Annotated in this window: 15 protein-coding genes and 3 tRNA genes; 8 read left to right on the top strand and 10 right to left on the bottom strand. The window is 40.8% G+C overall.

The annotated features are described in order from the left end of the window. Window positions 1-15: 15 nt before the first annotated feature. The 3 genes from GWK08_RS00315 to GWK08_RS00325 all read right to left on the bottom strand — a co-directional run bounded on the left by GWK08_RS00315 (window position 16) and on the right by GWK08_RS00325 (window position 2,930). A complete protein-coding gene (locus tag GWK08_RS00315) occupies window positions 16-1,191 on the bottom strand; it encodes a molybdopterin molybdotransferase MoeA (RefSeq protein ID WP_163604907.1) in 1,176 nt (391 codons plus the stop codon). Between the two features lie 168 nt (window positions 1,192-1,359). After that, window positions 1,360-2,079 (bottom strand): energy transducer TonB, encoded by a 720-nt coding sequence (locus GWK08_RS00320; protein ID WP_163604908.1) that lies wholly within the window; start codon window positions 2,077-2,079, stop codon window positions 1,360-1,362. A 446-nt stretch (window positions 2,080-2,525) separates the two neighbouring features. Continuing rightward, entirely contained in the window at window positions 2,526-2,930 is a 405-nt protein-coding gene (locus GWK08_RS00325) for an RDD family protein (RefSeq protein ID WP_163604909.1), read from the bottom strand. Window positions 2,931-3,237: 307 nt separating this feature from the next. Between GWK08_RS00325 and GWK08_RS00330 the strand changes: the two genes are divergently transcribed. The 3 genes from GWK08_RS00330 (at window position 3,238) to GWK08_RS00340 (ending at window position 5,568) form a co-directional block, all read left to right on the top strand. Continuing rightward, on the top strand, window positions 3,238-3,531 hold the full coding sequence (locus tag GWK08_RS00330; RefSeq protein WP_163604910.1) for a PadR family transcriptional regulator: 294 nt from the start codon (window positions 3,238-3,240) through the stop codon (window positions 3,529-3,531). A 38-nt stretch (window positions 3,532-3,569) separates the two neighbouring features. Continuing rightward, complete coding sequence (locus tag GWK08_RS00335) at window positions 3,570-4,136, top strand: hypothetical protein (RefSeq protein WP_163604911.1); 567 nt, start codon at window positions 3,570-3,572, stop codon at window positions 4,134-4,136. A 121-nt stretch (window positions 4,137-4,257) separates the two neighbouring features. Continuing rightward, window positions 4,258-5,568, top strand: coding sequence for an Ig-like domain-containing protein (locus GWK08_RS00340; RefSeq protein WP_163604912.1), 1,311 nt, complete (start codon window positions 4,258-4,260; stop codon window positions 5,566-5,568). Between the two features lie 592 nt (window positions 5,569-6,160). Here the strand turns inward: GWK08_RS00340 and GWK08_RS00345 are convergent. Further along, window positions 6,161-9,976, bottom strand: coding sequence for an InlB B-repeat-containing protein (locus GWK08_RS00345; protein WP_163604913.1), 3,816 nt, complete (start codon window positions 9,974-9,976; stop codon window positions 6,161-6,163). A 212-nt stretch (window positions 9,977-10,188) separates the two neighbouring features. Between GWK08_RS00345 and GWK08_RS00350 the strand changes: the two genes are divergently transcribed. Then, window positions 10,189-10,839: a DUF998 domain-containing protein gene (locus GWK08_RS00350; RefSeq protein ID WP_163604914.1), complete on the top strand. Its 651-nt coding sequence runs from the start codon at window positions 10,189-10,191 to the stop codon at window positions 10,837-10,839. Between the two features lie 273 nt (window positions 10,840-11,112). Here GWK08_RS00350 and GWK08_RS00355 read toward each other — a convergent pair. The 4 genes from GWK08_RS00355 to GWK08_RS00370 all read right to left on the bottom strand — a co-directional run bounded on the left by GWK08_RS00355 (window position 11,113) and on the right by GWK08_RS00370 (window position 13,628). After that, a tRNA-Arg gene (locus tag GWK08_RS00355) sits at window positions 11,113-11,186 on the bottom strand. A 45-nt stretch (window positions 11,187-11,231) separates the two neighbouring features. After that, window positions 11,232-11,306 (bottom strand) — tRNA-Pro (locus GWK08_RS00360). 79 nt (window positions 11,307-11,385) lie between these two features. Next, window positions 11,386-11,472 (bottom strand) — tRNA-Ser (locus tag GWK08_RS00365). Between the two features lie 110 nt (window positions 11,473-11,582). After that, window positions 11,583-13,628 carry an HD family phosphohydrolase gene (locus GWK08_RS00370; protein ID WP_163604915.1) on the bottom strand — a complete coding sequence of 682 codons (2,046 nt, stop codon included), beginning with the start codon at window positions 13,626-13,628 and terminating at the stop codon, window positions 11,583-11,585. 124 nt (window positions 13,629-13,752) lie between these two features. On the opposite strand from GWK08_RS00370, the gene GWK08_RS00375 reads away from it, so the two are divergent. Next, entirely contained in the window at window positions 13,753-14,931 is a 1,179-nt protein-coding gene (locus GWK08_RS00375) for an acetyl-CoA C-acyltransferase (RefSeq protein WP_163604916.1), read from the top strand. Window positions 14,932-14,955: 24 nt separating this feature from the next. Continuing rightward, window positions 14,956-15,714: a C40 family peptidase gene (locus GWK08_RS00380; protein ID WP_163604917.1), complete on the top strand. Its 759-nt coding sequence runs from the start codon at window positions 14,956-14,958 to the stop codon at window positions 15,712-15,714. 71 nt (window positions 15,715-15,785) lie between these two features. Here GWK08_RS00380 and GWK08_RS00385 read toward each other — a convergent pair whose 3' ends face one another. Continuing rightward, window positions 15,786-17,060: a tetratricopeptide repeat protein gene (locus tag GWK08_RS00385; RefSeq protein ID WP_163604918.1), complete on the bottom strand. Its 1,275-nt coding sequence runs from the start codon at window positions 17,058-17,060 to the stop codon at window positions 15,786-15,788. A gap of 46 nt (window positions 17,061-17,106) precedes the next feature. Continuing rightward, complete coding sequence (gene gyrA / locus GWK08_RS00390) at window positions 17,107-19,614, bottom strand: DNA gyrase subunit A (protein ID WP_163604919.1); 2,508 nt, start codon at window positions 19,612-19,614, stop codon at window positions 17,107-17,109. Window positions 19,615-19,894: 280 nt separating this feature from the next. Between gyrA and GWK08_RS00395 the strand changes: the two genes are divergently transcribed. After that, window positions 19,895-20,278, top strand: a complete 384-nt coding sequence (locus GWK08_RS00395; protein ID WP_163604920.1) for a DoxX family membrane protein — start codon at window positions 19,895-19,897, stop codon at window positions 20,276-20,278. Window positions 20,279-20,500: 222 nt separating this feature from the next. Further along, window positions 20,501-23,053, top strand: coding sequence for an ATP-dependent Clp protease ATP-binding subunit (locus GWK08_RS00400; protein WP_163604921.1), 2,553 nt, complete (start codon window positions 20,501-20,503; stop codon window positions 23,051-23,053). Window positions 23,054-23,083 lie beyond the last annotated feature (30 nt).

Below are 23,083 nucleotides of genomic sequence, written 5' to 3' on the forward strand. Positions count from 1 at the left end.
TGACATCTTTTTATCTTAGGGCAGGCGTATTACCTCTACCGTATCGTTCTTTTCTACTTTCATTTGCGCTTCTCCCAAATACACCAGGGCATTTGCCACCGAGAAGGATTGCAGCATGGAAGAAGCCTGGCCATCCAGAATGCTTACCCTGCCATTTTTTATACTCGCCTTTAAAAACTGGGCTCTGTCACCTTTTTTAATATAAACCGTATCTGACGGTAGCTGCACCCGCTCAGGAAAATACTCCTGAAAGCCCGATATTTTCTGTAATGCCGGATAGACATATACATAAAAACAACTCAGGGAAGAAGCCGGATTGCCCGGTAATGCAAAAATGAAGGTCTCCTTCTTTCTTCCGAAAAAAAGTGGCTTTCCCGGTTTTTGTTTCACCTTATAAAAGATCTCCTCTACTCCCAGACTGTAAAGAGCTTTCCCGACAAAATCGTAATCGCCTACCGATATTCCTCCTGAGATCAGCACCACATCAAAAGAATCAATTGCTTCTGCCAGCTTTTCTGCGGTAGCATCAAATTCGTCTTTCACGCGTAAAACAACAGTGTCTCTGTATCCTGCCGATCTTAATGCTGCCAGTAACATACTTCCGTTACTCTCATAGATCTGTCCGAATTCAAGCGGATTCCCGGCCTGGATCAATTCATTTCCGGTAACCACAATTGCAATAGAAGGTCTTTTGTATACTTTAATTTCGGTAAGTCCGAGGGTAGCAATAAATCCAACAGTTGCAGGACGGATAAGCGTTCCTTTATTTACCGAAAGCTCTCCTTTCTGTACCTGCTCTCCAAGCGATCGGATATTTGTATTCTCATCAACTTCCGATTCCAGGAAAATGGTATCTCCATCTACAACCACTTTTTCCTGCATAACCACAGCATTAGCCGAATCGGGTACGGGAGCACCTGTAAAGATCCTGGCTGCCTGTCCCGGGATCATTCGAGGCTGCCTGGAATCTCCGGCTTTCACCTCATCAATAACTTCATAGCTATTGCCGTGGGTCAGGCAAAGTGCATAACCATCCATGGCCGACTGGCGGAAGGGTGGGATTGCAATGGGAGATATAATATCCTCAGCCAGAATATAACCAAGAGAATCTTCCAGGGATACGGTTATTACCTCTCCCCTTTTTGTGATGTTGGTGTCAATTAATTGAATAGCAGATTCGACAGAGATCATAGCACTCGTTATTTCTTTGTAAATATAACGATATTCTGTCTCTTATTTTCATGACTATTGTCATAAAATAATCTAAAAATGTTTATTTTTTTACCGCAATCCCTGCTGTGTAGGGCTGTGGGATCCCTTTCCTGCTATAGGCCTTAGCTATAATCCCTATTCGAAAATCTACATAAGAGTAAAATTGATAGGGATGCTATAAGGTACTTTCACTTCTTTTCCCCTTTGCTTACCCGGTGTCATTTTGGGTAACAAACCAATGATCCTCGCAGCTTCTTTTTCCAGGAGACGATCGGGTCCGCGAGTTTGAATGTTTGTAACCATTCCATTGCTGTTAATGACAAACAGCACATACACTTTTCCCTTGATTCCCATCTCGCGGGCAATATCGGGGTACTTGAAATGTTTTTTAATATGTGCCTGGATCTTAAGCTGAAAACAGGTTTTCAATTCTTCATTAGAATCTCCGGTACATCCGGGAAAAACAGGTACTTTCTCAATGACTGCAAAAGGGACGGAAATATCTTCCTCCTCTTCTGCAACTTCAATATCCTCTACCCGTACAACAGGGTCTTTAATAACTTCATTCTGATCAGTTTCCGTACTCTCTATAATAGTTTCCACTATTTCTTCGGTATCCTCGACAATCTGTATCACCTCGGGAGCTGCCGGAGGCGGAGGTGGTGGAGTATTTAATGTTTGCGTTATGGGAATGTCCTGTAGAACAGGTTTCTCCAGATTAACCAGTTGAACAGTATCACTTTCCCTATCATAAATTTTGATCTCCATAAATCTCCAGATAACGAATAGTACAAAAGCAAGCCCAATGACAAAATACAGGCTGCCATTGCGCTTTACGGCGATATTCGGATTCTTTTTAGGTTTCATGACAAATAAAGCTTATTACCTGAAGTTAGGAACAATAATTCTTAACTCCTATGATATTTGTCATGTTAATCGGTTGATTATTAAGTAAATGAAGTTTTAAATTAAAATGGTGGTTGATGGTTGATGGTTGATGGTTGATGGTTGGTGGTTGATGGTTGATGGTTGGTGGTTGATGGTTGATGGTTGGTGGTTGATGGTTGATGGTTGGTGGTTGATGGTTGATGGTTGGTGGTTGATGGTTGATGGTTGGTGGTTGATGGTTGATGGTTGATGGTTGGTGGTTGATGGTTGGTGGTTGATGGTTGATGGTTGGTGGTTGGTGGTTGGTGGTTGGTGGTTGGTGGTTGGTGGAATATAAATAAACTAATCGCTAATGGCTAATGGCTAATGGCTAAAAAGTATTGAGTATTGAGTATTGAGTATTGAGTATTGAGTATAAAGATAGTTTATTCACCCTTTTTTTCTTCAATCACTATCGAATTGGCAGCAAAGTCGTGAATGGCTTTTTTCTTTTCGTTTCCTGTAACAGTTAGCAGGGATATCCATCCTAAAGCAGCTTTTAAGATAAATCGAATCAGGGCAAAGTGAAATGGAAGATTCCTTTTACTATCTCCTTCTCTCTTTACTAAAATGTTACTGTATGAATGTCCGATGGTTCCACCAAAAGCACTCGTTAAAATCGGATCATACAAAACAAAAATTAAAACAAAAGCAATAATGCGGATAAATTGGGGAACATCATTAAATAAAGCCAGAACTTCCGTAGTTGCATACATTAAAGCTATTAAAACAATACCGTCTATAACTGCAGCTTTGACCCTGTCCGGTAACTGAGCATAATTTTCTTTCATAGTTGGTTAAAGTTATTTTATGAACAAACGATCATTAAATAAAACTAAACATTAATTCTGAAATAATACAAAAAATCTTTGTTTTTTATAAATATTTTCCTGCTAAAATTAAAATTATTCGATTTTGTCCGATTTGTCACTTCATATCAATGCTAATAGCTAGTAGCTAACAACTAACCACTAACAACCAACAACTAAACCATTCATTTTAAGATATTTATAACTATTTAATATTATTAGATTAATTATATTTGTATTATAATAATATACCAAAAAAATACAATTAGTTAATAAAACCACCTTAGAAATGGAAAATTCAAGCATTTATGGATTAACGTTACAGCAAATAAAGATTTTGCATGTCATAGAGACAGAAGAAAAGTACGGGTATCAGATCATGAAGGAGTTAGATAACAAAATACTCCTTGGCAGTTTATACAACAGTCTGAAGGCCATGGAAAAAAAGGGATATGTTGAATCCAAATGGGGAGAAGATGACAATAAGGGGGGAAGGAGGAAATATTACAGGATCACGCCCGGCGGGGTCCGGGTATTGGAGTACGTAAGGGCCGACTTAATCTCACAGTTTAATTTAGCCTGAAGAAGTTATGAAAAAGAGAGAATTCTTAGCATTCAAAAATGAGGTCATTACATGAAATAGAACAAAGGTTACTTGAACACAATTTTAAACTTACCCGAATCATTAACAGCACCACCTACGCAGTGAAAGAGACATCGCACGGGGTAACGGCCTATGCACGTTACGAAGTTATGGAAGATGCTATCTACCTGCATTTCGGAAAGACGAATGAAGGTATTATTAAGATCGATTTCAAGCAGACACCTCCGATCGTGGTATCCAATCTCACCTTAAAGGTACTGACGGAGATACAGGAAGATCTGCGTACCAAGCTGATCCTTCAGATAAAAAGCAGTAAACGCCGCACGGAAGAGCATCAAAAGGCCGAACGCAAAAAGGTTTTCGGGAGGCTTCGTTTTCTAATGAATATCCTTCCCAAGTCCAGCAGAGAAGAAGCCCTTATCGATCTCTATGAAATGATACGGGAAATGAAAAAGGACAACTGTCACAAGGCCTATATTGTCTTTATTGTAGTTATCAATATCGTTTCGGTTATCTACCACACGCTCATGTTTAAACTTAAAGATTATTTCTATCCGGAAAAGGCCAAATCCAGAAGAGAATAAACGTGTTAATATCTATAGGAATAAAGTTATCTTTTTCCATACAATTATTAGGTAGTGTATGCGTTCTTAGGTAAGCGAAATGCAATTCGCAACCTAACAACCACACAAACAAACCAAACCAATGAGAAACACTTTTTATCTCTTACTGGTCATTTTGGTATTGGCATGCTCAACACCAAAAAGTGATCAAGTATTCGTTCATTCTGATATTTCAAATTTCTGGAATGCGTACGACAGTATCCGTCTTACCAAAGACAGTTTAAAACAACTCGATCTTTTAAACCGGCTCTTTATCGACAAGGCTTCTGAAGGACAAAAGGCCATGATAGAAGTCAGGAATTACACGCCCGAAGAGTATCTAGAAGCCATTGAAAGCTATCCTGAGTTCTGGGAATCTATCCGTCCGAACACCCTTAAAGCAGAAACCCACAATAAAGAAATAGAAAAGGGTATTCTTAAACTAAAAGATATCTATCCCGATCTGCAAGCCGCCGATATTTATTATACCATGGGGGTTTTTAGATCGCCGGGTACAGGATTCGACAACTTTGTTCTTATAGGCAGTGAATTTGCCCTTGGGGATCTGCACACTCAGACCAAAGAGTTTACGGGGGCAAGATCACATATTAAGAACTACTATAAAATAGATCCCGAAAAGAACATCCAATTCCTTAGCGTACATGAATATGTGCATACCCAGCAAAAGGATGCAGTAAACAATATCCTGTCTCAATGCCTGAGAGAAGGGGTTGCCGATTTTGTAGCATCACTTGCATCCGGGCAGATCTCTCCTTTTCCCGCATTTGTATTCGGACCGGCACATAATGAAAGAGTAAGAGCAAAATTTGAAGATGAGATGTTTAATTTCAGAGCAGGCCGCAATTGGTTCTGGAATGACGATAACAATGAATTCGGGGCCAGCGATATGGGCTATTATGTCGGTTATGCAATTGCAAAGGGATATTACGAAAAAGCCTCAGATAAGGCCCTCGCCATCAAGGAAATGATAGAACTGGATTATACCGATGAACCACAGGTGGAAAAGATTGTTGATGGTTCAGCCTATTTTACTACCAGTCTGGAAGAATTGTTTCAGAAATACGAAGCAAAACGACCGCAGGTAGTAGGTGTTGAACCCATGGAGAATCACGGGCAGTCCATAGATCCAAAACTTTCCAGGATCACCATTGAATTCTCGGAACCCATGGATCAGCGCTTCCGCAATTTCGATTACGGCCCGCTGGGACAGGAGGCTTCGATCCAGATCAGTAATGTGATTGGTTTTTCCAAAGACCGGAAGTCGCTTACTTTCGAGATCCAGCCCCTGGAATCGGATAAGCAATATCAGCTTACCATCGGAAATGGATTCATGAACGACAAAGGCTTTCCATTAAAGCCGTATCTGATAGACTTTAAAACCGGTACAAAATAGAGGGAGTATTAGATATTTTTTTAATAAAAATCCTCGGCATTAATCGCTAATCGGCCGGAAAACCGAGTAGGACCGTAACTGTATGAGAAGGGTGCTTTTCATGTAGTAGAATACAGTGTGATGCCGAGGATTTCATAGAGTAACCAACATTTAAATAAAGAACCAACCTCCTCTCCTATCCTTCCTGAAACATTGTCTTAGGTTTAAAAGAGAAGCATACGATCGGAAGCCGGCTCCAACTGCACAAAAATTATAATTATAAGATCGTTTTCCATTCCCGATACCTGTTCATATCATATGGATATTTCACATCCGGACATAAAAGGACCGCAACAAATTAATTAACCTGGTTTTTGAAGGTGAAAAGGTTGTAAGTGAAGTATAAAAGTTTAGCAAAGTAAAAGTATAAAGAGATCCCGGAATCCGTTAATCAAATCTCCACATCTTTTGGTATAATATTAACCCGTTTACCCTCTAAAACCTATTTATCTGATTATCAGCAGTTATAATTTAGTTTTTAAATAAAAAAGCGAAGGAAATACCTTCGCTTTTCACCATTAAAATAAATGGGTTTTGAATTATTTGTGATAGACTATTGCTTAACGAATTTTACTGTTATTCTGCCATTTGATGTATTAACAACCATTAAGTAGACACCGCTACCCAAATTGGACACATCTACCCTGTTGGCGATCAGGTTTACATTTACCCGTCTGCCGGATAAAGTATATGCTTCAACAGAGGTTACAGGATCGGGACTTACGATGGTCATTTCATCTATTGCAGGATTAGGATAAACAATAAAATCTATAGGTCCTTCTGTCGTTCCCGGGATCTCCCTAAAAGTTGCGGTTATTTCCCTGTTGATGTCCATGATAACTGTTAACGGATTGGTATTTCCGGTAGCATCGCCACTCCAGCCGGCAAATTCCCAGCCCTCATCCGGAACCGCTGTCAGGGATACTGTTTCCCCGTCATCGAACGTTCTTTCGGCAGGGTCTACCCTTCCGTTTCCTTCTACATTTACAGTTAGTGTTCGTCGGATCCTGCTGAATGTTGCAGTTATTTCCTTATCCGAATCTATAGTGATAGTTAAGGGGTTATTGTTTCCGGAGGCATCGCCACTCCAGCCGGTAAATTCCCATCCTTCGTCCGGAGTTGCTGTTAAGGTTATTTCTTCCCCGTCATTAAAAATTCCTCCGGAAGGATCTACCTGTCCATTACCAATTATTGTTACAGTAAGTGTTCGCCGGATCCTGCTAAAAGTGGCAGTAATCTCTTTATCGGTATCCATAACGATCGTCAGTGGATTACTGTTCCCTGTTGCATCACCGCTCCAGCCGGCAAATTCCCAGCCCTCATCCGGAACCGCTGTCAGGGATACCGTTTCGCCATCATCAAACGTTCTTTCGGCGGGGTCAACCCTTCCGTTCCCTTCAATGTTAACGATAAGTGTGCGTTGTATCCTTCTGAAGGTAGCGGTTATTTCTTTATCAGCATCCATAGTGATGATCAGGGGATTCTCATTTCCAGTAGCATCACCACTCCAACCTTCAAATTCCCATCCCTCATCGGGAGTTGCTGTTAAGCTTACTATTTCCCCATCGCTGAACGTTCCGCCCGGGGGATCCACGCTTCCGTTTCCTTCAATTAACACCGTTAATATTCTGGGTACTATACGTTCATAGGCTCCCACATCAACCGTATTTCCCATAATACGGGATTGCCCTGTAATATCTGTGATCCGGTTTATCCTGTTATTATCACCTGCATCGATCAATACACTGCTAAGGTCAGGAAACAAACCGTCATCTGTTGTTCCGGGAATATTATCTTCCCCGTCGGCATCTGCGCTATTCAGAAAAGGATCTTCCGTAAGTTGGTTAAAGCCGGTTCCCAGCCCAAGGTCGGTAGGATCTCCGCTAATATAGTTATTGGACCCGGCCGGAGAACCATCTATTCCAACACTTATATCCCTGATCGTATTATCTGCCAGACTGGGATCCTGTACCGTATTGCCAAAGGAAACACTATTGTATATAGATAGTTCTGGTGAAACATTTCCAATAGCGCTACCAATGCTTAAAGCAGAATTATTGACAAAGGTTGAGTTCGATATAGTATTACTTCCAGACAATGATACATAATACAATCCGCCACCTACAGCTGCATTATTTCCAATTACAACTGTATTTGTTATTTCTGATGAAGATCTTTCAATATAAGCACCACCACCAAAAATTTCAGTGCGGTTATTTGTCAACACAACATTGTTCAGGCTCAAAAAGGAATTAATCATAAAAATTCCTGCGCCAAAATTCTGACTTACGGATATAATAGGGAAAGCTTCGTCTTCGATATTAAAAATTCCAAAAGAATCCTCGCCATTTCCTCCGCTAATGATAATATTATCTATTTTATTATCTGTATCCTCCGAATTTGTTACCAGCACCACATGGTGGGCATTATCGGATGCGTCATTCTCAATACCAATATCTCCACTCAGTATCGTTGGAGTTCCTCCCGGTACACGATCGTCGATGCTAGTTTCTCCTCCTGAGAATCCTCCGTAAAGAGCTACCCCATCAACCAAATGAAAAGTAACATCCCTATCCGTCAATATAGAATTTGCTAGTGTATTTCTTGGAGTAGCGCTTGGTTTGTAAACACCTCCGGCTACCCATATTTGCTCTACAACAGCACAATTGCTTGCGGCATCCAGGGCACTTTGAAGATCCGTAAAAGCATTATTCCAGTCCAGTCCAGTATTCTGCCCGGTGGCACTGGCATTTACATAAACAATACCATCGGTAAAGTTTGTGCAGATATCATAAGCAGAAACCTGAAAAAAAGTATCATTACTACTACTATCGTATTCAAAGAAACGCACATAGAGCGTTTCGCCCGGAGTCCTGTTCTCTAAGTTCAGGATCGTAACCAGGTCTGCTCCTTCCGAGCATGCAACCGGGCTTAAACCCGTTGCACAATCTCCGCTGTACACTTGTATATCTATAGCATCGGGAGTAGCATTTTCCAATCTGGTCTCTAAAGTTACATTCCCCGATGGAGGTACTGTAATGGTATACCAAAGACTTCCGTCCTCATCAAAATAATTACTGCATTCGGGATCGGGAATATTAGGATCTGCTATGTCCGGATCCCAATCGAAGCTGTGAAGAAGAACGCTCTCATCCTCAAAATTACTTCCTACAGTCAGGGGAAGCGCATCCTCGCACAATTGATTATCGGGTATTTGTATAGGTCGGGCCTCAATGCTAAAATAGCCCGTTTGCTCCGAACTTATTTGCAGGTATACGGTTGTTCCGCTTGCAAGTCCCAGTAATTCTATATTTCCTTCATCGGAACAAACCAGAGGGGTTAACTGATCACAACTTCCCGTATAGGCCGAAACAGTTGGTATAAAAGCATTTCCTCCTTCAATGGCATCGGTTACGGTAATTCTGGTGTCATTATAAAATTCGGGAATAGTTACTGCGTACCACAGATCCCTGGTGGTCTGTGACAGACATTCGGATTGAACGATATTTTCATCTACGGCATTTTCTCCGAAGAATACAGTATTGATATCTCTAAAAACCTCTAATACCTCAGCATTCTCACATATATTATTCGTGGAGGGCGGAACAGGAGTCCTGATAAAATTCGAACTAAAATTTGAGGTAGCACCGGTTAAGTCAAAGTTGCGCAACTCTCCATTGTTGTTATTTCCGGACAGATCCTGTACCTGATTGATTCCCGTATTATCTCCTCCCGGAACTCCTTCATTAAAATTATAATACAATAAAAGATTGGCTTGAGATGTTGGGTTTTCAATAGTTTGGTTTTGATAAAGATCCAATACTTCTGCTGCACTGAGTGCTCTTTGCCACACACTTACTTCATCAATACTTCCTGTATAAACATCATTCCCGAAAGCCCTGGCACTAATATAAAAGGGTCCGGTTACATCTAACTGAGCAATATTTACTCCTTCCTCAAAACGAATAGGAACTCCATTTTTATAGACTACGACCTCTGTTCCATCAAAAGTAATAACCAGGTGTTGCCAAACATTTAGTTCTGCGTTTATACCGGTCCTGACACTTGTATTCGAAACAATAGCCGTTATTTCATTGGTTCTTGTGTTCAGTCGGAAATCAAATCGATCCCCGCAACATTCGTTAAAACCAACAAGATGCTGAGATTGAATAGTACTGATAATGGCAGGATTCACCCAGACACTCATAGACAATTGATTGCCAGTGTTTATCTGATCTCTTATATCAGAATTTATGATCTGGTTTCTCTCAAAACCGCTCCCTCGCTCAAAATTGATTGAAGCTCCGTCTAGCTGTGCAGATAAATTTACGCAATACAGAGCTACTAAAAAGAGTAGTAGTCTTTTCATAGGTTTTTATAGTTAATGGATTGATAGTGTGCTTAGATTTAATCGGAAATAAAAATGAAAGCTTACAGTATTTCATCCATAACAAGCACTCTTTGATCGAAAAGAAAGCAGATGTGGGCATTTATGTTAAAGGAAGAAACAACAGCTACTCCATCTTGGAGCTTTGGATTTCACTCTGTATTTTTATAAAAGAAATTAAGCGATTGAACGATTTGAACTACGCGACAAACAACAGGTCCTTCCTTCAGTATTCCGGAATTTTAGGAGTGCTCCTCTTTATAGCTGCCACCTATATCGGAGGAATGCAAGCGGGCTACCATCAGAATTCACAATATATTAGTGAGTCCTATGCTAAGGGAATGGAATACGGGCCGTTACTTCGCTATCTGGGGTTTATTCCCAGCGGATTACTGATCGCTTTCTTTTATCTGAGGTCAGGCCTGAGAAAAAGTTCATCTTCACTCAACAGTTCGGTTAGATACGGATTGATAGGAGTTGGTGTTTTTTACGGTTTGTTTACTGCCCTGGCCGGAGTTTTTATCTGTGATGAAGATTGTGCCAGATATGCCGATACACAGAGTGTTTCGCAGCTTATACATAATTTTCTGGGTGGGATCACCTACCTTTTAACGCCTTTCTCCATTCTGTTAACCGGAATTGGTTTACTGAAAGAAAAAAGTAATATTCCTTTTGCCAGGTATACGGTAGTTTCCGGTTTATTGAGTATTGCACTGGTGGTTTTCTTCTTTCTTAATCTGGATAGCCCCATGACCGGAATATATCAGCGGCTTGCCGAAGCTTCGTTTTTGATGTGGATAGTCTTGTGTTCTGTAGGTTTTAGAAAAATATTAATTAGTAATTAGCCATTAGCTGTTAGCCATTAGCCATTGGTTATTTTTAAATATTACTTTATGATTCAGTGTTCGATATTCAATAATCGTAAATCTCAAATCGTACATCGTAACTCAAAAGGATTATTCACGAGGCTCATGATCCTTTGCAATTCGTAGTCTAAATGAAAAGCTACAGATCTTCGATCTGATCTTCTTTTTGTTTTCACCTGGATTTCCGAGCAAGCGCGAATCTTGTGAAAACAAAAAACCCTGACTCGTTAGTCAGGGCTTTTCATTCTTAAGTGATTGCGGCAGGATTCGAACCTGCGACCGTCTGCTTAGAAGGCAGATGCTCTATCCAGCTGAGCTACGCAACCATTAGGATATTCCTAAAATTTAAATAAAAGTCTAGCTTTCATTTGTCGGGGTGGCAGGATTCGAACCTGCGACCTCCTGCTCCCAAAGCAGGCGCGATAACCGGGCTACGCTACACCCCGAAGGTGTTAATATCAGAATAAAACCATCTGTTATCAAAGTTTTGATAATGCCCGCCGAAGCTTTAGCGAAGGCGGGCTATGGCGGAGAGACAGGGATTCGAACCCTGGCGACAGTTACCCGTCGACAGATTAGCAATCTGCTCCATTACCACTCTGGCACCTCTCCTTATTCTTAAAAGAACGTTCAGCAATTTTTCAATTGCGGATGCAAATGTAGTAGTTCGTCTCAAAGAACGCAACTATTTTGCTTCTTTTTTACTCTTTTTTTTCAAAAAATTATTCAGGATATTCAATTCTAAGGTGATAGATATTTGTTAATTTTCTTTTTAACACTTTTTTGATCGATTCTATCTCCTTAAATGTGATATCTGCATTTAAAAATTGCCCTTCTTCTACCTGCTTATTGATAATCTTTTCTACAAATCCGTCTATTATTGCATAAGAAGGGTTTTTAAGGCTTTTGGAAGCTGCCTCAACAGCATCAGACATCATCAATATGGCCGTCTCCTTAGAGAACGGAATGGGCCCCGGATATTGAAAATCCTCTATATTACACTCTTCCCCGGAATCCAATTGCATCTTATAAAAATAATACACAAGGCTGGTACCATGGTGCGTTCGTATAAAATCGATAATACGATCGGGAAGCTTTTCCTTTCTCGCCATCTCAATACCATCTATAACATGTCTGATAATGATCTGGGCACTCTCCCTGGCCTCCAGCTCACTATGCGGGTTTACACTGGTAATCTGATTCTCCGTAAAATACATAGGATCTGCCATTTTCCCAATATCGTGATACAAGGCCCCTACTCTTACCAACATGGCATTGGCCCCAATTTCATTGGCAGATGCTTCTGCCAGGTTCGCAACCTGCAGAGAGTGGTGAAAAGTACCGGGCGCTCTATCCGAAAGCTCCTTTAATAACTTGGAATTAGTATTGGAGAGCTCCAGAAGAGATACATCCGAAACAAGGCCGAATACCTTTTCGTAAATATAGATCAGCGGTTGCGCAAAAAGGGTAGCGAGTCCGTTCAGGATAAAAAGCCCGAAAGTTATCCAGCCGATATTCTGAAGATTCCCCTCATGGATGATATAAAATGCAAAATAAGCAATGATATAAATAAGGGTGATCTGACCTACGGAGATAAAAAGATTGGCTCTTTTATACAATTCCGTAATGGTCTGTATGGTTACGATCCCGGCTATGGTTTGCAGGAAAACATATTCAAAACTGTTAGGCACGATAAAGCCCAGGAGCAAAACGGTAAGTACATGGGTAAATAATCCCAGTCTGGCATCGAAAAAAGCCTTTAAAATAAGCGGCAGGATACACAAAGGAACCACATATACATATTCTACATTGTATTTTACCACGATGGTGGTCAGGAAGATCATGATCACCACATTAAAGAAGATGAATGTAACCTTGTTATTGTTGTCGAAGATCCTTCGCCTGTATTTTCTCAGGAACAAAAGAAGCATCAGTAATGCCAGGGCCACAAGAATGGTATATCCGAAAACGATCCAGTTGTAATTCTCATCGTTCCACAATTGCGACTGATATTCTTTTTTAAGTGAATTAAGGACATCGAATTTCTCTCCCTCAACTACTTCATTCTTTGCAATAATAAGTTTCTGTCTGGCAATCGTTCCCCTGGTGGAGGCTATATTATTAAGTTCTTCTTCCAGGGCTTTGGAAGTGAAGTTCTCATCAAAACTAACATTCACTTTTATAATATCGAAGAACAGGTTGTAATAGATATTCGCATACAAACGTTCATCCCTGTCGGAAAGGTTCCTGCGGATAAATGTCTGTAATTGGTTAAGCCTGAAGAAACTCCCGAAAGTATACGTTCTTACCTCATTTCCCTTGATCAGATTTACCAGTTCGTCATTATCGTATTCATCCTGGGAGGAAAGCACTCCCGTTTCATATATCTGGTCCAGAAACCCCTTCCCCATCTCCCGTAATATCCTCAATTGCCTCCTGGAAAGGGTATCTTTAAAGTATTCGCCAAAACTGGTTTCAAAATCTGCGGCTACCTCCTCGGCTATCTCCGAATCGAATGAGAAATACTTAATCTGATTGCGTTCAATAGCCGTGCGTTCTTCTTTTAATTCGGCTTCGGATTTGTAAATAGGGAAGTCGAAGGGTGCATAAAGGTTTTCATACTGCCATGGTTTCCCTTTCTGGAATTCGTATTTGAACTTCCCTCCCTTCGGAAACAGGTAAACTATAAGAATGCTGGCGGCGAGAAAAAGAAAGCCTTTATATATGAGAGATTGATTTTTATAAAGTGTGTTTAACTGGCTTTTCATCAAATGAGGATTGAATCCCAAAAATAGGAAAAAAATAGCTTGTTGGTCGGTATGAAGTTATCCGACTAAGATTTATGAATATCCTATTAAATTAATTATTTTCGCAAAACAAAAAACTAAACACATGGCAAATAAAGTTGTTATAGTATCGGCAGCAAGAACTCCCATCGGAAGTTTTATGGGGTCATTGTCCGGTATACCAGCACCTAAACTTGGCTCTATAGCTATTAAAGGTGCTTTAGAAAAGATAAATTTAGATCCCACCAAAGTAGATGAAGTATTGATGGGAAATGTTGTTCAGGCAGGTGAAGGTCAGGCTCCGGCCAGACAGGCAGCTATTTATGCCGGAATTCCGGATACGGTTCCCTGTACCACTGTAAACAAGGTTTGCGCCAGTGGGATGAAGGCAGTAACACAAGGAGCTCAGGCAATTGCTTTGGGCGATGCTGAGATCGTTGTTGCGGGAGGAATGGAAAATATGAGTTCTATCCCTCACTATGTACATCTTAGAAAAGGTACAAAATTTGGTCCCGGGAGTCTTATAGACGGAATGCAGAAAGACGGATTGGTAGATGCCTACGATCAGAATGCTATGGGTAACTGTGCAGACCTTTGTGCTACAGAGCACGAATTCTCAAGAGAAGATCAGGATGCTTATGCAATTCAGTCTTACCAAAGATCTGCTGAAGCCTGGGCTTCAGGAAAATTTGCAAATGAAGTGGTTCCTGTAGAGGTTCCTCAGCGTAAGGGAGATCCTGTTGTTATTTCGGAAGATGAAGAATACAAAAATGTGATCCTTGAAAAAGTTCCGAACCTTAGACCGGCATTCAACAAAGAAGGAACGGTAACTGCTGCAAATGCGTCTACCATTAATGATGGCGCGGGTGCGGTAGTACTAATGAGCGAAGCTAAGGCCAAAGAACTGGGATTAACTCCTATTGCTTCTATAAAGAGTTATGCTGATGCTGCTCAGGAGCCGAAATGGTTCACCACAGCACCGGCAAAAGCTTTACCGAAAGCACTTGATAAGGCAGGGATTACTATTGATGATGTTGATTATTTTGAGTTAAACGAAGCTTTTTCTGTAGTAGGACTGGCCAATATGAAATTATTAGGGCTGTCTGACGATAAGGTAAATGTAAACGGAGGAGCCGTATCTTTAGGGCACCCTCTGGGATGTTCCGGAGTAAGGATCATCATTACCCTTATTAACGTATTGGAGCAGAATAATGCAAAGATCGGAGCTGCCGGTATCTGTAACGGTGGTGGTGGTGCTTCGGCAATCGTTATTGAAAGAAACTAATTTAGAAACTATCGCAATTATTTAATGCGCTACGGTATTTGTAATCTTGGCATCGTTCCTTTAAGAGCAGAACCTTCGGATGCTTCCGAAATGGTATCTCAGCTCCTCTTTGGAGATCATTTTAAAGTTCTGGAACAACGCAAAAAATGGAGTCGGATCCGAATTGCTTTCGATAAATATGAAGGCTGGATAGACAACAAACAATTCCTTCTTATCTCTGAGGAGGAATATACAGATATTGATAACGCACCTCTTCAGTTATCAGGAGATCTTATAGAGTTCCTGGTGAGCGATGAGGATAAGCTTACTCCCGTTACCCTGGGAGCGAGTGTAGGGAATTGCGAAGCTATGGGCTATAATTTTGACGGGGCCAGGCGTGAAGGTCAGAAAACCCGTGAAGAGCTCATAGAAACAGCGTATTTATACCTCAATACCCCCTATTTATGGGGAGGGAAAACACCTTTTGGTATTGATTGTTCCGGTTTTACACAGATGGTCTACAAACTGAACGGTTATGAATTACTAAGAGATGCCTGTGAGCAGGCCACTCAGGGTGAGCCATTGAGCTTTATTGAAGAAAGTAAACCCGGAGACCTTGCTTTCTTTGACAATGACGAAGGCAAGATCATACACGTGGGAATTATAATGAAGGATAATTACATTATTCACTCCCACGGTAAAGTCAGGATAGACAGAATAGATCATACCGGGATATTCAACACGGATATCAGGAGCTATTCCCACAAACTAAGAGTTATTAAAAGTATACTTCCCGAAAAGTAAAATAAGATAGATCTGTTACAATAAAAAAGCCCCGACCAAATGGCCGGAGCTTTTTCTATATTGTATATATTCTATTGCTCTAAAGCAGCTAGTTTTTCTTTTAACTCTCTGAACTTGGCAGTATTACCAAGAGTACCGTGAATATTCATTAGGGTTTTCAGAGCATCTACATCATTTGCATCGATATCAAGGATCTTTTCAAGATAAGGAACCGCAGAAGTGTAAAGACCTTCTCTCTTCTTCTTTAACTCATCATAGCGAACGTTGTCAGCTCTTGAAGTTCCAAGACTGTTCATCTCATCTACAATAGGTCCTTCCTGAGTTAAGATAAGCGATGCAAGGTTCAGGTAGCTATCCTTGTAGTTAGGATCTATTTCGATAGATTTTTCATAGTATCCCTTTGCCTGATCGTAATTGTTCTGCTCGGCACTGATTACCCCAAGGTTAAAATAAAGAACAGGGTTATCAGGATCTTTCTGAACCGCTTCTTTCATCAGCTCTTCAAACTTCTCCTTATTGTCTAACTTTATGTAAAGGTTAGCTTCTGTCAACAGAAGGTTTACATCGCTAGGATTTGCTTCTCGCGCATCCTTCACCGCTGCTACTGCCTCTTCAATTTTACCTTGTTGAGCGTAAATAAGAGCGATATTCTTTACAATTTCAGGGAATCTTGATTCTGTTTGTTTTTCCGTAGGATTGCTGTGGGTCTTTGCTTTAACAAACAGATCTCTTTGTTGTTTGTTAGGCAGTTTCTCCTCTTCTCCTGTTTCCACATTAACCGCATAGTATTCTGTAATTACTCCCGTATGCTTTAATTCCTTAAGCTTCAGATAGTAGTCCAATGCAGTGTCGTAATCATTATCTGTTACTGCGTAGTTGGCAGCAAAATACAGATAATCCTCATTTGCAGGATCTAATTCGTAAGCCATATACAATTTTCTGGCTGCTTCCTTGTAATTCTTGGTTTGCTGAGCCGATTCTACTGCCGAATTAACCAATTCTGCAGAGATAGTATTCATAAGGGTCTTTGCCTCCTCTGTATACGTCTTTTTGCTTCCATCTTCAATACTTATCACTTCTTTAAAAGCAGCAACTGCTTCGGTGTAAGCATCACCCGTACCCTTTTTAGCCATGTCATGCTTTACCTTTCCTTTTAGTAAATAGAATTTGGCTTTTGTTTTGACATCAGCATTAGCTAGTAATGGTTCTGCTGCAGAAAGAGCAGTTTGAGCTTCTGCAGTATTTCCACCTTTCAGGGCTTTTTCAGCACTTTTTAATTCCTTCTTTTGAGCAAAAGAAATCGTGGATATCGCAAGTGCAGAAAAAATTAAAATCTGTTTTCTCATCGTTTTAATCATTTATTTTTTTCAAAAATAGTCATTTAGCACTACTTTAATCAACAGTTGTGCCATTATTTTCTTGTTCGTCCGTATTTTCCAGTTCGTCTTCCATTCCATCTTCCTCCTCATGCATCACTTTCGCAACAGCTGCAATAGAATCACTTCCTTTGATATTTATAAGTCTTACACCTTGAGTGGCGCGACCCATAACTCTCAGGTTTTCTACCGCAAGGCGGATAACGATTCCGGACTTATTAATGATCATCAGATCATCCTGGTCGGAAACGTGTTTGATAGCAACCAGTTTACCTGTTTTTTCGGTTATGGAAATGGTCTTAACTCCCTTTCCTCCCCTGTTGGTAATACGGTAATCTTCCAGATTGGATCTTTTTCCGTATCCGTTCTCGGAAACCACCATAATATTACTATCCATATCATTCAGGGAGATCATTCCGATTACTTCGTCCTGATCATCAGCCAGGGTAATTCCCCTAACTCCTGATGCATTTCTTCCCATCGGGCGGGTTTTCTCTTCCTCGAAACGAATAGCTTTCCCCGATTTAACCGCCAGCATTACATGGCTGTTCCCTGTGGTCAGTTTTGCTTCCAGCAGTTCATCATCTTCCCGGATAGTAATTGCATTAATACCGTTCTGACGCGGACGTGAATACTGCTCCAGGGATGTTTTCTTAACTACCCCTTTCTTGGTAGCCATGATCACATAATGATTATTGATGTATTCCTCATCCTTAAGATCCTGAGTACAGATAAAGGCTTTTACCTTATCATCAGATTCTATATTAATAAGGTTCTGAATGGCACGCCCTTTAGAGGTCTTGCTTCCTTCCGGGATCTCGTAAACCCTCATCCAGAAACACTTTCCTTTTTGAGTAAAGAAAAGCATGTACTGGTGGTTGGTTCCCACAAAGAGGTGTTCCAGGAAGTCTTCATTTCTGGTGGCAGATCCTTTCTGTCCAACTCCTCCCCTGTTCTGGGTCTTATATTCCGAAAGAGATGTTCTCTTAATATAACCTGCATGAGATATGGTGATCACCACCTGCTCATCCGGGATCATATCTTCAATACTAAGGTCTCCTCCTGCATATTCGATCACGGATCTTCTTTCATCTCCGTATTTTTCTCTTACTACCGCTAATTCATCCTTAATGATCTCCATTCTTCTTTCCTTTCTGGCAAGGATGTCTTTACAGTCTTCAATAAACTTCTTGATCTCCTCATATTCGGATCTCAGTTTATCCTGCTCCAGACCGGTAAGTTGTCTCAACCTCATTTCTACGATAGCCCTTGCCTGGATCTCGGTAAGGGAGAATCGTTCAATCAGTTTTTCTCTTGCTTCTTCGGCATTGCCGGATGATCTGATAAGTGCGATAACCTCATCAATATTATCCGATGCTATGATCAGACCTTCAAGGATATGCGCTCTTTCCTCTGCTTTCCTAAGCTCAAACTCCGTACGGCGAACCACCACTTCGTGACGGTGCTCTACAAAGTGATGTATCATCTCTTTTAGATTGAGCAGCTTTGGTCTTCCGTTTACCAATGCAATATTGTTAACACTGAAAGACGATTGCAGAGCAGTATATTTATATAAGGTATTCAGAACAATATTCGGAATAGCATCGCGCTTAAGCACGTAAACGATCCTCATTCCGTTCCTGTCGGATTCATCTCTTATGGTAGAGATCCCCTCAATTTTCTTGTCATTGATCAGATCTGCGGTCTTTTTGATCATATCGGCTTTATTCACCTGATACGGGATCTCAGTAACCACGATGCATTCTCTTCCCTGAACTTCTTCAAAGGAAGCTTTTGCTCTCATTACAATTCTTCCTTTTCCGGTCTTAAAGGCCTCACGAACTCCGTCATAACCATAAATAATACCTCCGGTAGGGAAATCGGGAGCTTTTATATGTTGAATAAGCTCATCAATTTCTATATCGTTATTATCTATATAAGCTATAGTACCGTCTACTACCTCCGCCAGGTTATGAGGAGGCATATTGGTAGCCATCCCTACTGCAATACCTGAAGCTCCGTTTATAAGTAAGTTCGGAACCCTTGTAGGTAATACGGTAGGTTCTTTAAGTGTATCGTCAAAGTTCAGTTGATGATCTACGGTTTCCTTATCGATATCCGCCAGCATATCCTCAGATATCTTTCGCATTCTCGCTTCCGTATAACGCATTGCCGCCGGACTATCGCCATCTACAGATCCGAAGTTCCCCTGCCCGTCAACGAGCATATACCGGAGACTCCATTCCTGGGCCATACGCACCATGGTATCGTAAACGGAAGTATCACCATGAGGGTGATATTTACCCAAAACCTCACCTACTATCCTAGCCGATTTTTTATAAGCCCGGTTGCTTAATACTCCAAGCTCATACATTCCATAAAGAACACGTCGGTGAACCGGCTTCAGACCATCTCGTACGTCCGGTAAGGCACGTGACACGATGACTGACATTGAGTAATCAATGTAGGCCGATTTCATCTCATCTTCTATATTAATAGGTATCAGTTTTTCTCCTTCTGCCATATATAAAAAATTTAATTTTTCGGTTTGTTTACAATCGGAGCAATATACACAAATTATCTGCTACTGAAAGCCTCTCAGGCTTCATTTTTTAAGGATTTTATCAACAAAAACAAAGGCTTGTAAGTTACTCAAAATCAAGGGGCAGAAAATTCCATTTGTAGAAATCAAAAGTGTTAATAATTGATAGTTTTGTAAGGATACTGTTAAAATAATACTAAATTTACAACGAAGTTCATCCTTTTTAGGGGAATTAAAAATTATTAACCAAAACATTAAAATTATGCAAAACGGAAATTTTTTAATCCGACTAGGATTCGCCCTGTTATTCATTTGGGGGGGTCTTGAAAAATTTATTGAAGGTTTTCTTGGCGGTGTTGGACTTAACAACATGGCAGAATTCCTAAAAGGAAGCGGTCTTGACTTCCTCGGAGACACAGGCGCTCTGGTTGTAGCTGCCATCTTAGCAGCTGTTGAATTATTGGCAGGTATTGCACTTCTGCTAAATAAAGAATTATTCAAGTCATATATTATTCTGGCCTTTATCATGCTCATGGCCCTGGTGCTCGTACATATTCCTTCAGGGAACTGGATGAATATTATGATCCATCTGGCCATATTCCTAGTACTCTTAGGTTTAGGCCTCAATAGCAAGCCCGCAAAGTAAAAAACACTTCCTAATCATTATATTGGAAACGCCCTGAAGCAACTGTCTCAGGGCGTTTTTTATTAACAAGTTCGCCCTGTTAAGTCGTTGATAAAATAACGACTATTACTTTTGAAGTTGAGGTTTTTTTTTGTCTCTTAGCACATGTCAGCTAAATTTGGGTACAATTTTTGACCTATTAAAGTTGTTTTTACTATTTTTAAATGATGAAAGAAGTTATATATGGATGATAATTTTTCCCCAAGAGTAAAAGATGTTATTGCCTATAGTAAGGAAGAGGCTTTACGCCTCGGACACGACTTTATAGGTACAGAGCATCTTATGCTGGGTTTGTTACGGGACGGAAGTGGAAAAGCCATAAATATTTTAAATGCCCTCGATGTAGATCTTGATCATCTAAGAAGGAAGGTTGAAATATTAAGCCCTGCAAACCCAAATATAGGTATAGGCCCTAACGATAAGAAAAACCTACACTTAACAAGGCAGGCAGAGCGTGCTTTAAAAACCACTTTTCTGGAAGCTAAACTCTTCCAGAGCTCTTCAATTAATACAGCACACCTGTTATTGTGCATCCTTAGAAACGAAAACGACCCTACCACCAAGCTTTTAAATAAGCTGAAGGTAGATTATGATAACGTAAAAGACCAATTTAAATACATGATTACAAGTGATGATGATTATGTAGATCCACCATCAGCCGAATCTTACCCGGATGACCAGGGTGGATCGGAAGAATCCAGAGAGAATCCGTTTAACAGCCCGGGATCCGGAAGCAAGTCGAGTAAAAAATCTAAGACTCCTGTTCTGGATAACTTCGGAAGGGATCTTACACAGCTCGCTGAAGAAGGAAAACTCGATCCTGTTGTCGGAAGAGGAAAAGAAATTGAAAGGGTTTCCCAGATATTGAGCAGAAGGAAGAAAAACAATCCGCTGCTTATCGGAGAACCCGGAGTAGGTAAATCTGCTATTGCGGAAGGACTTGCTTTAAGGATCATCAAGAAAAAGGTATCCCGTATTCTTTACAACAAAAGAGTAGTTACCCTTGACCTTGCCAGCCTTGTGGCCGGAACCAAATACCGCGGACAGTTCGAAGAGCGAATGAAAGCAGTAATGAATGAGCTGGAGAAAAACGACGATATTATCCTGTTCATTGATGAGATCCATACTATTGTAGGAGCTGGTGGAGCTACCGGTAGTCTGGATGCATCCAATATGTTCAAACCGGCACTGGCAAGAGGAGAGATCCAATGTATCGGTGCTACTACCCTGGATGAGTACAGGCAGTATATTGAGAAAGACGGAGCTCTGGAAAGACGATTCCAGAAAGTGATCGTTGAACCTACATCTGTAGAGGAAACCATAGAGATCCTTCAGAATATCAAAGAGAAATACGAGGAGCATCATAATGTAGATTATACGGATGATGCGATCGATGCCTGTGTGAAGCTTACCAACAGGTATATGACAGACCGTTTTTTACCGGACAAGGCTATCGATGCCCTGGATGAAGCGGGGTCTCGCGTACATATTACAAATATGCATGTTCCCAAGCAGATCCTGGAACTGGAGAAGCGACTGGAAGAAGTGCGTGAGTTGAAAAATTCGGTTGTTAAAAAGCAAAAATACGAGGAGGCTGCAAAGCTCCGTGACGACGAGAAACGTCTGGAAAAAGAATTAGCCACCGCCCAGGAAAAATGGGAAGAAGACAGCAAACAGCAACGGGAGATCGTTTCTGAAGAGAATGTGGCCGATGTAGTTTCTATGATGAGCGGGATCCCTGTAAACAGGATCGCTCAGACAGAAAGTAACAAACTTGCAGAACTTCCCGATCTTATTAAAGGTAAGGTTATCGGACAGGACGAAGCAGTTAAGAAAGTGGCCAGGGCCATTCAACGTAACCGCGCCGGTCTTAAAGATCCTAATAAGCCTATTGGTTCTTTTATATTCCTCGGACAAACAGGGGTTGGAAAAACTCAGTTAGCCAAGGTACTGGCCAGTGAACTTTTCGATTCGGAAGAAGCTCTTATCAGGATAGATATGAGTGAATATATGGAGAAGTTTGCAGTATCCAGATTAATCGGGGCACCTCCGGGTTATGTAGGTTATGAAGAAGGAGGGCAATTAACCGAAAAAGTAAGGAGAAAGCCTTATGCGGTAGTATTGCTTGACGAGGTTGAAAAAGCGCATCCCGATGTCTTTAATATGTTATTGCAGGTACTGGACGACGGTTATCTTACGGACAGTCTCGGAAGAAAGATCGATTTCAGGAATGCCATCATTATTATGACTTCCAATATCGGGGCACGTCAGCTAAAAGACTTCGGTCAGGGAGTTGGTTTCGGTACTTCTGCCAGAAAGGCACAGGCCGATGAACATCAGAAAAGCGTTATTGAAAGTGCCCTTAAAAAGGCATTTGCTCCTGAGTTCCTTAACAGGATAGATGATGTAGTGGTATTTAACTCTCTGGAAAGAGAAGACATTCACAAGATCATCGATATCGAGCTTGATAAACTATTCCTGCGTATTAAAGACCTGGGGTATGATCTTTCATTAAGTGAAAAAGCCAAAGATTATATAGCCGATAAAGGTTTTGACAAGCAGTACGGAGCACGTCCGTTAAAAAGAGCAATTCAGAAATATATTGAAGATGCATTAGCCGAAGAGATCATTACTTCCAAGATCGGAGATGGCGACAGCATTTTTATGGATCTCGATGAAGAAAAGGACGAGTTGACGATTACGATCAACAAAGCCGAGAAACCGACAGAATCATAACAAGTATATTATCAGTAAGTTATAAATACA

It is taken from the genome of Leptobacterium flavescens (assembly GCF_010671605.1).
Taxonomy (GTDB): domain Bacteria; phylum Bacteroidota; class Bacteroidia; order Flavobacteriales; family Flavobacteriaceae; genus Leptobacterium; species Leptobacterium flavescens.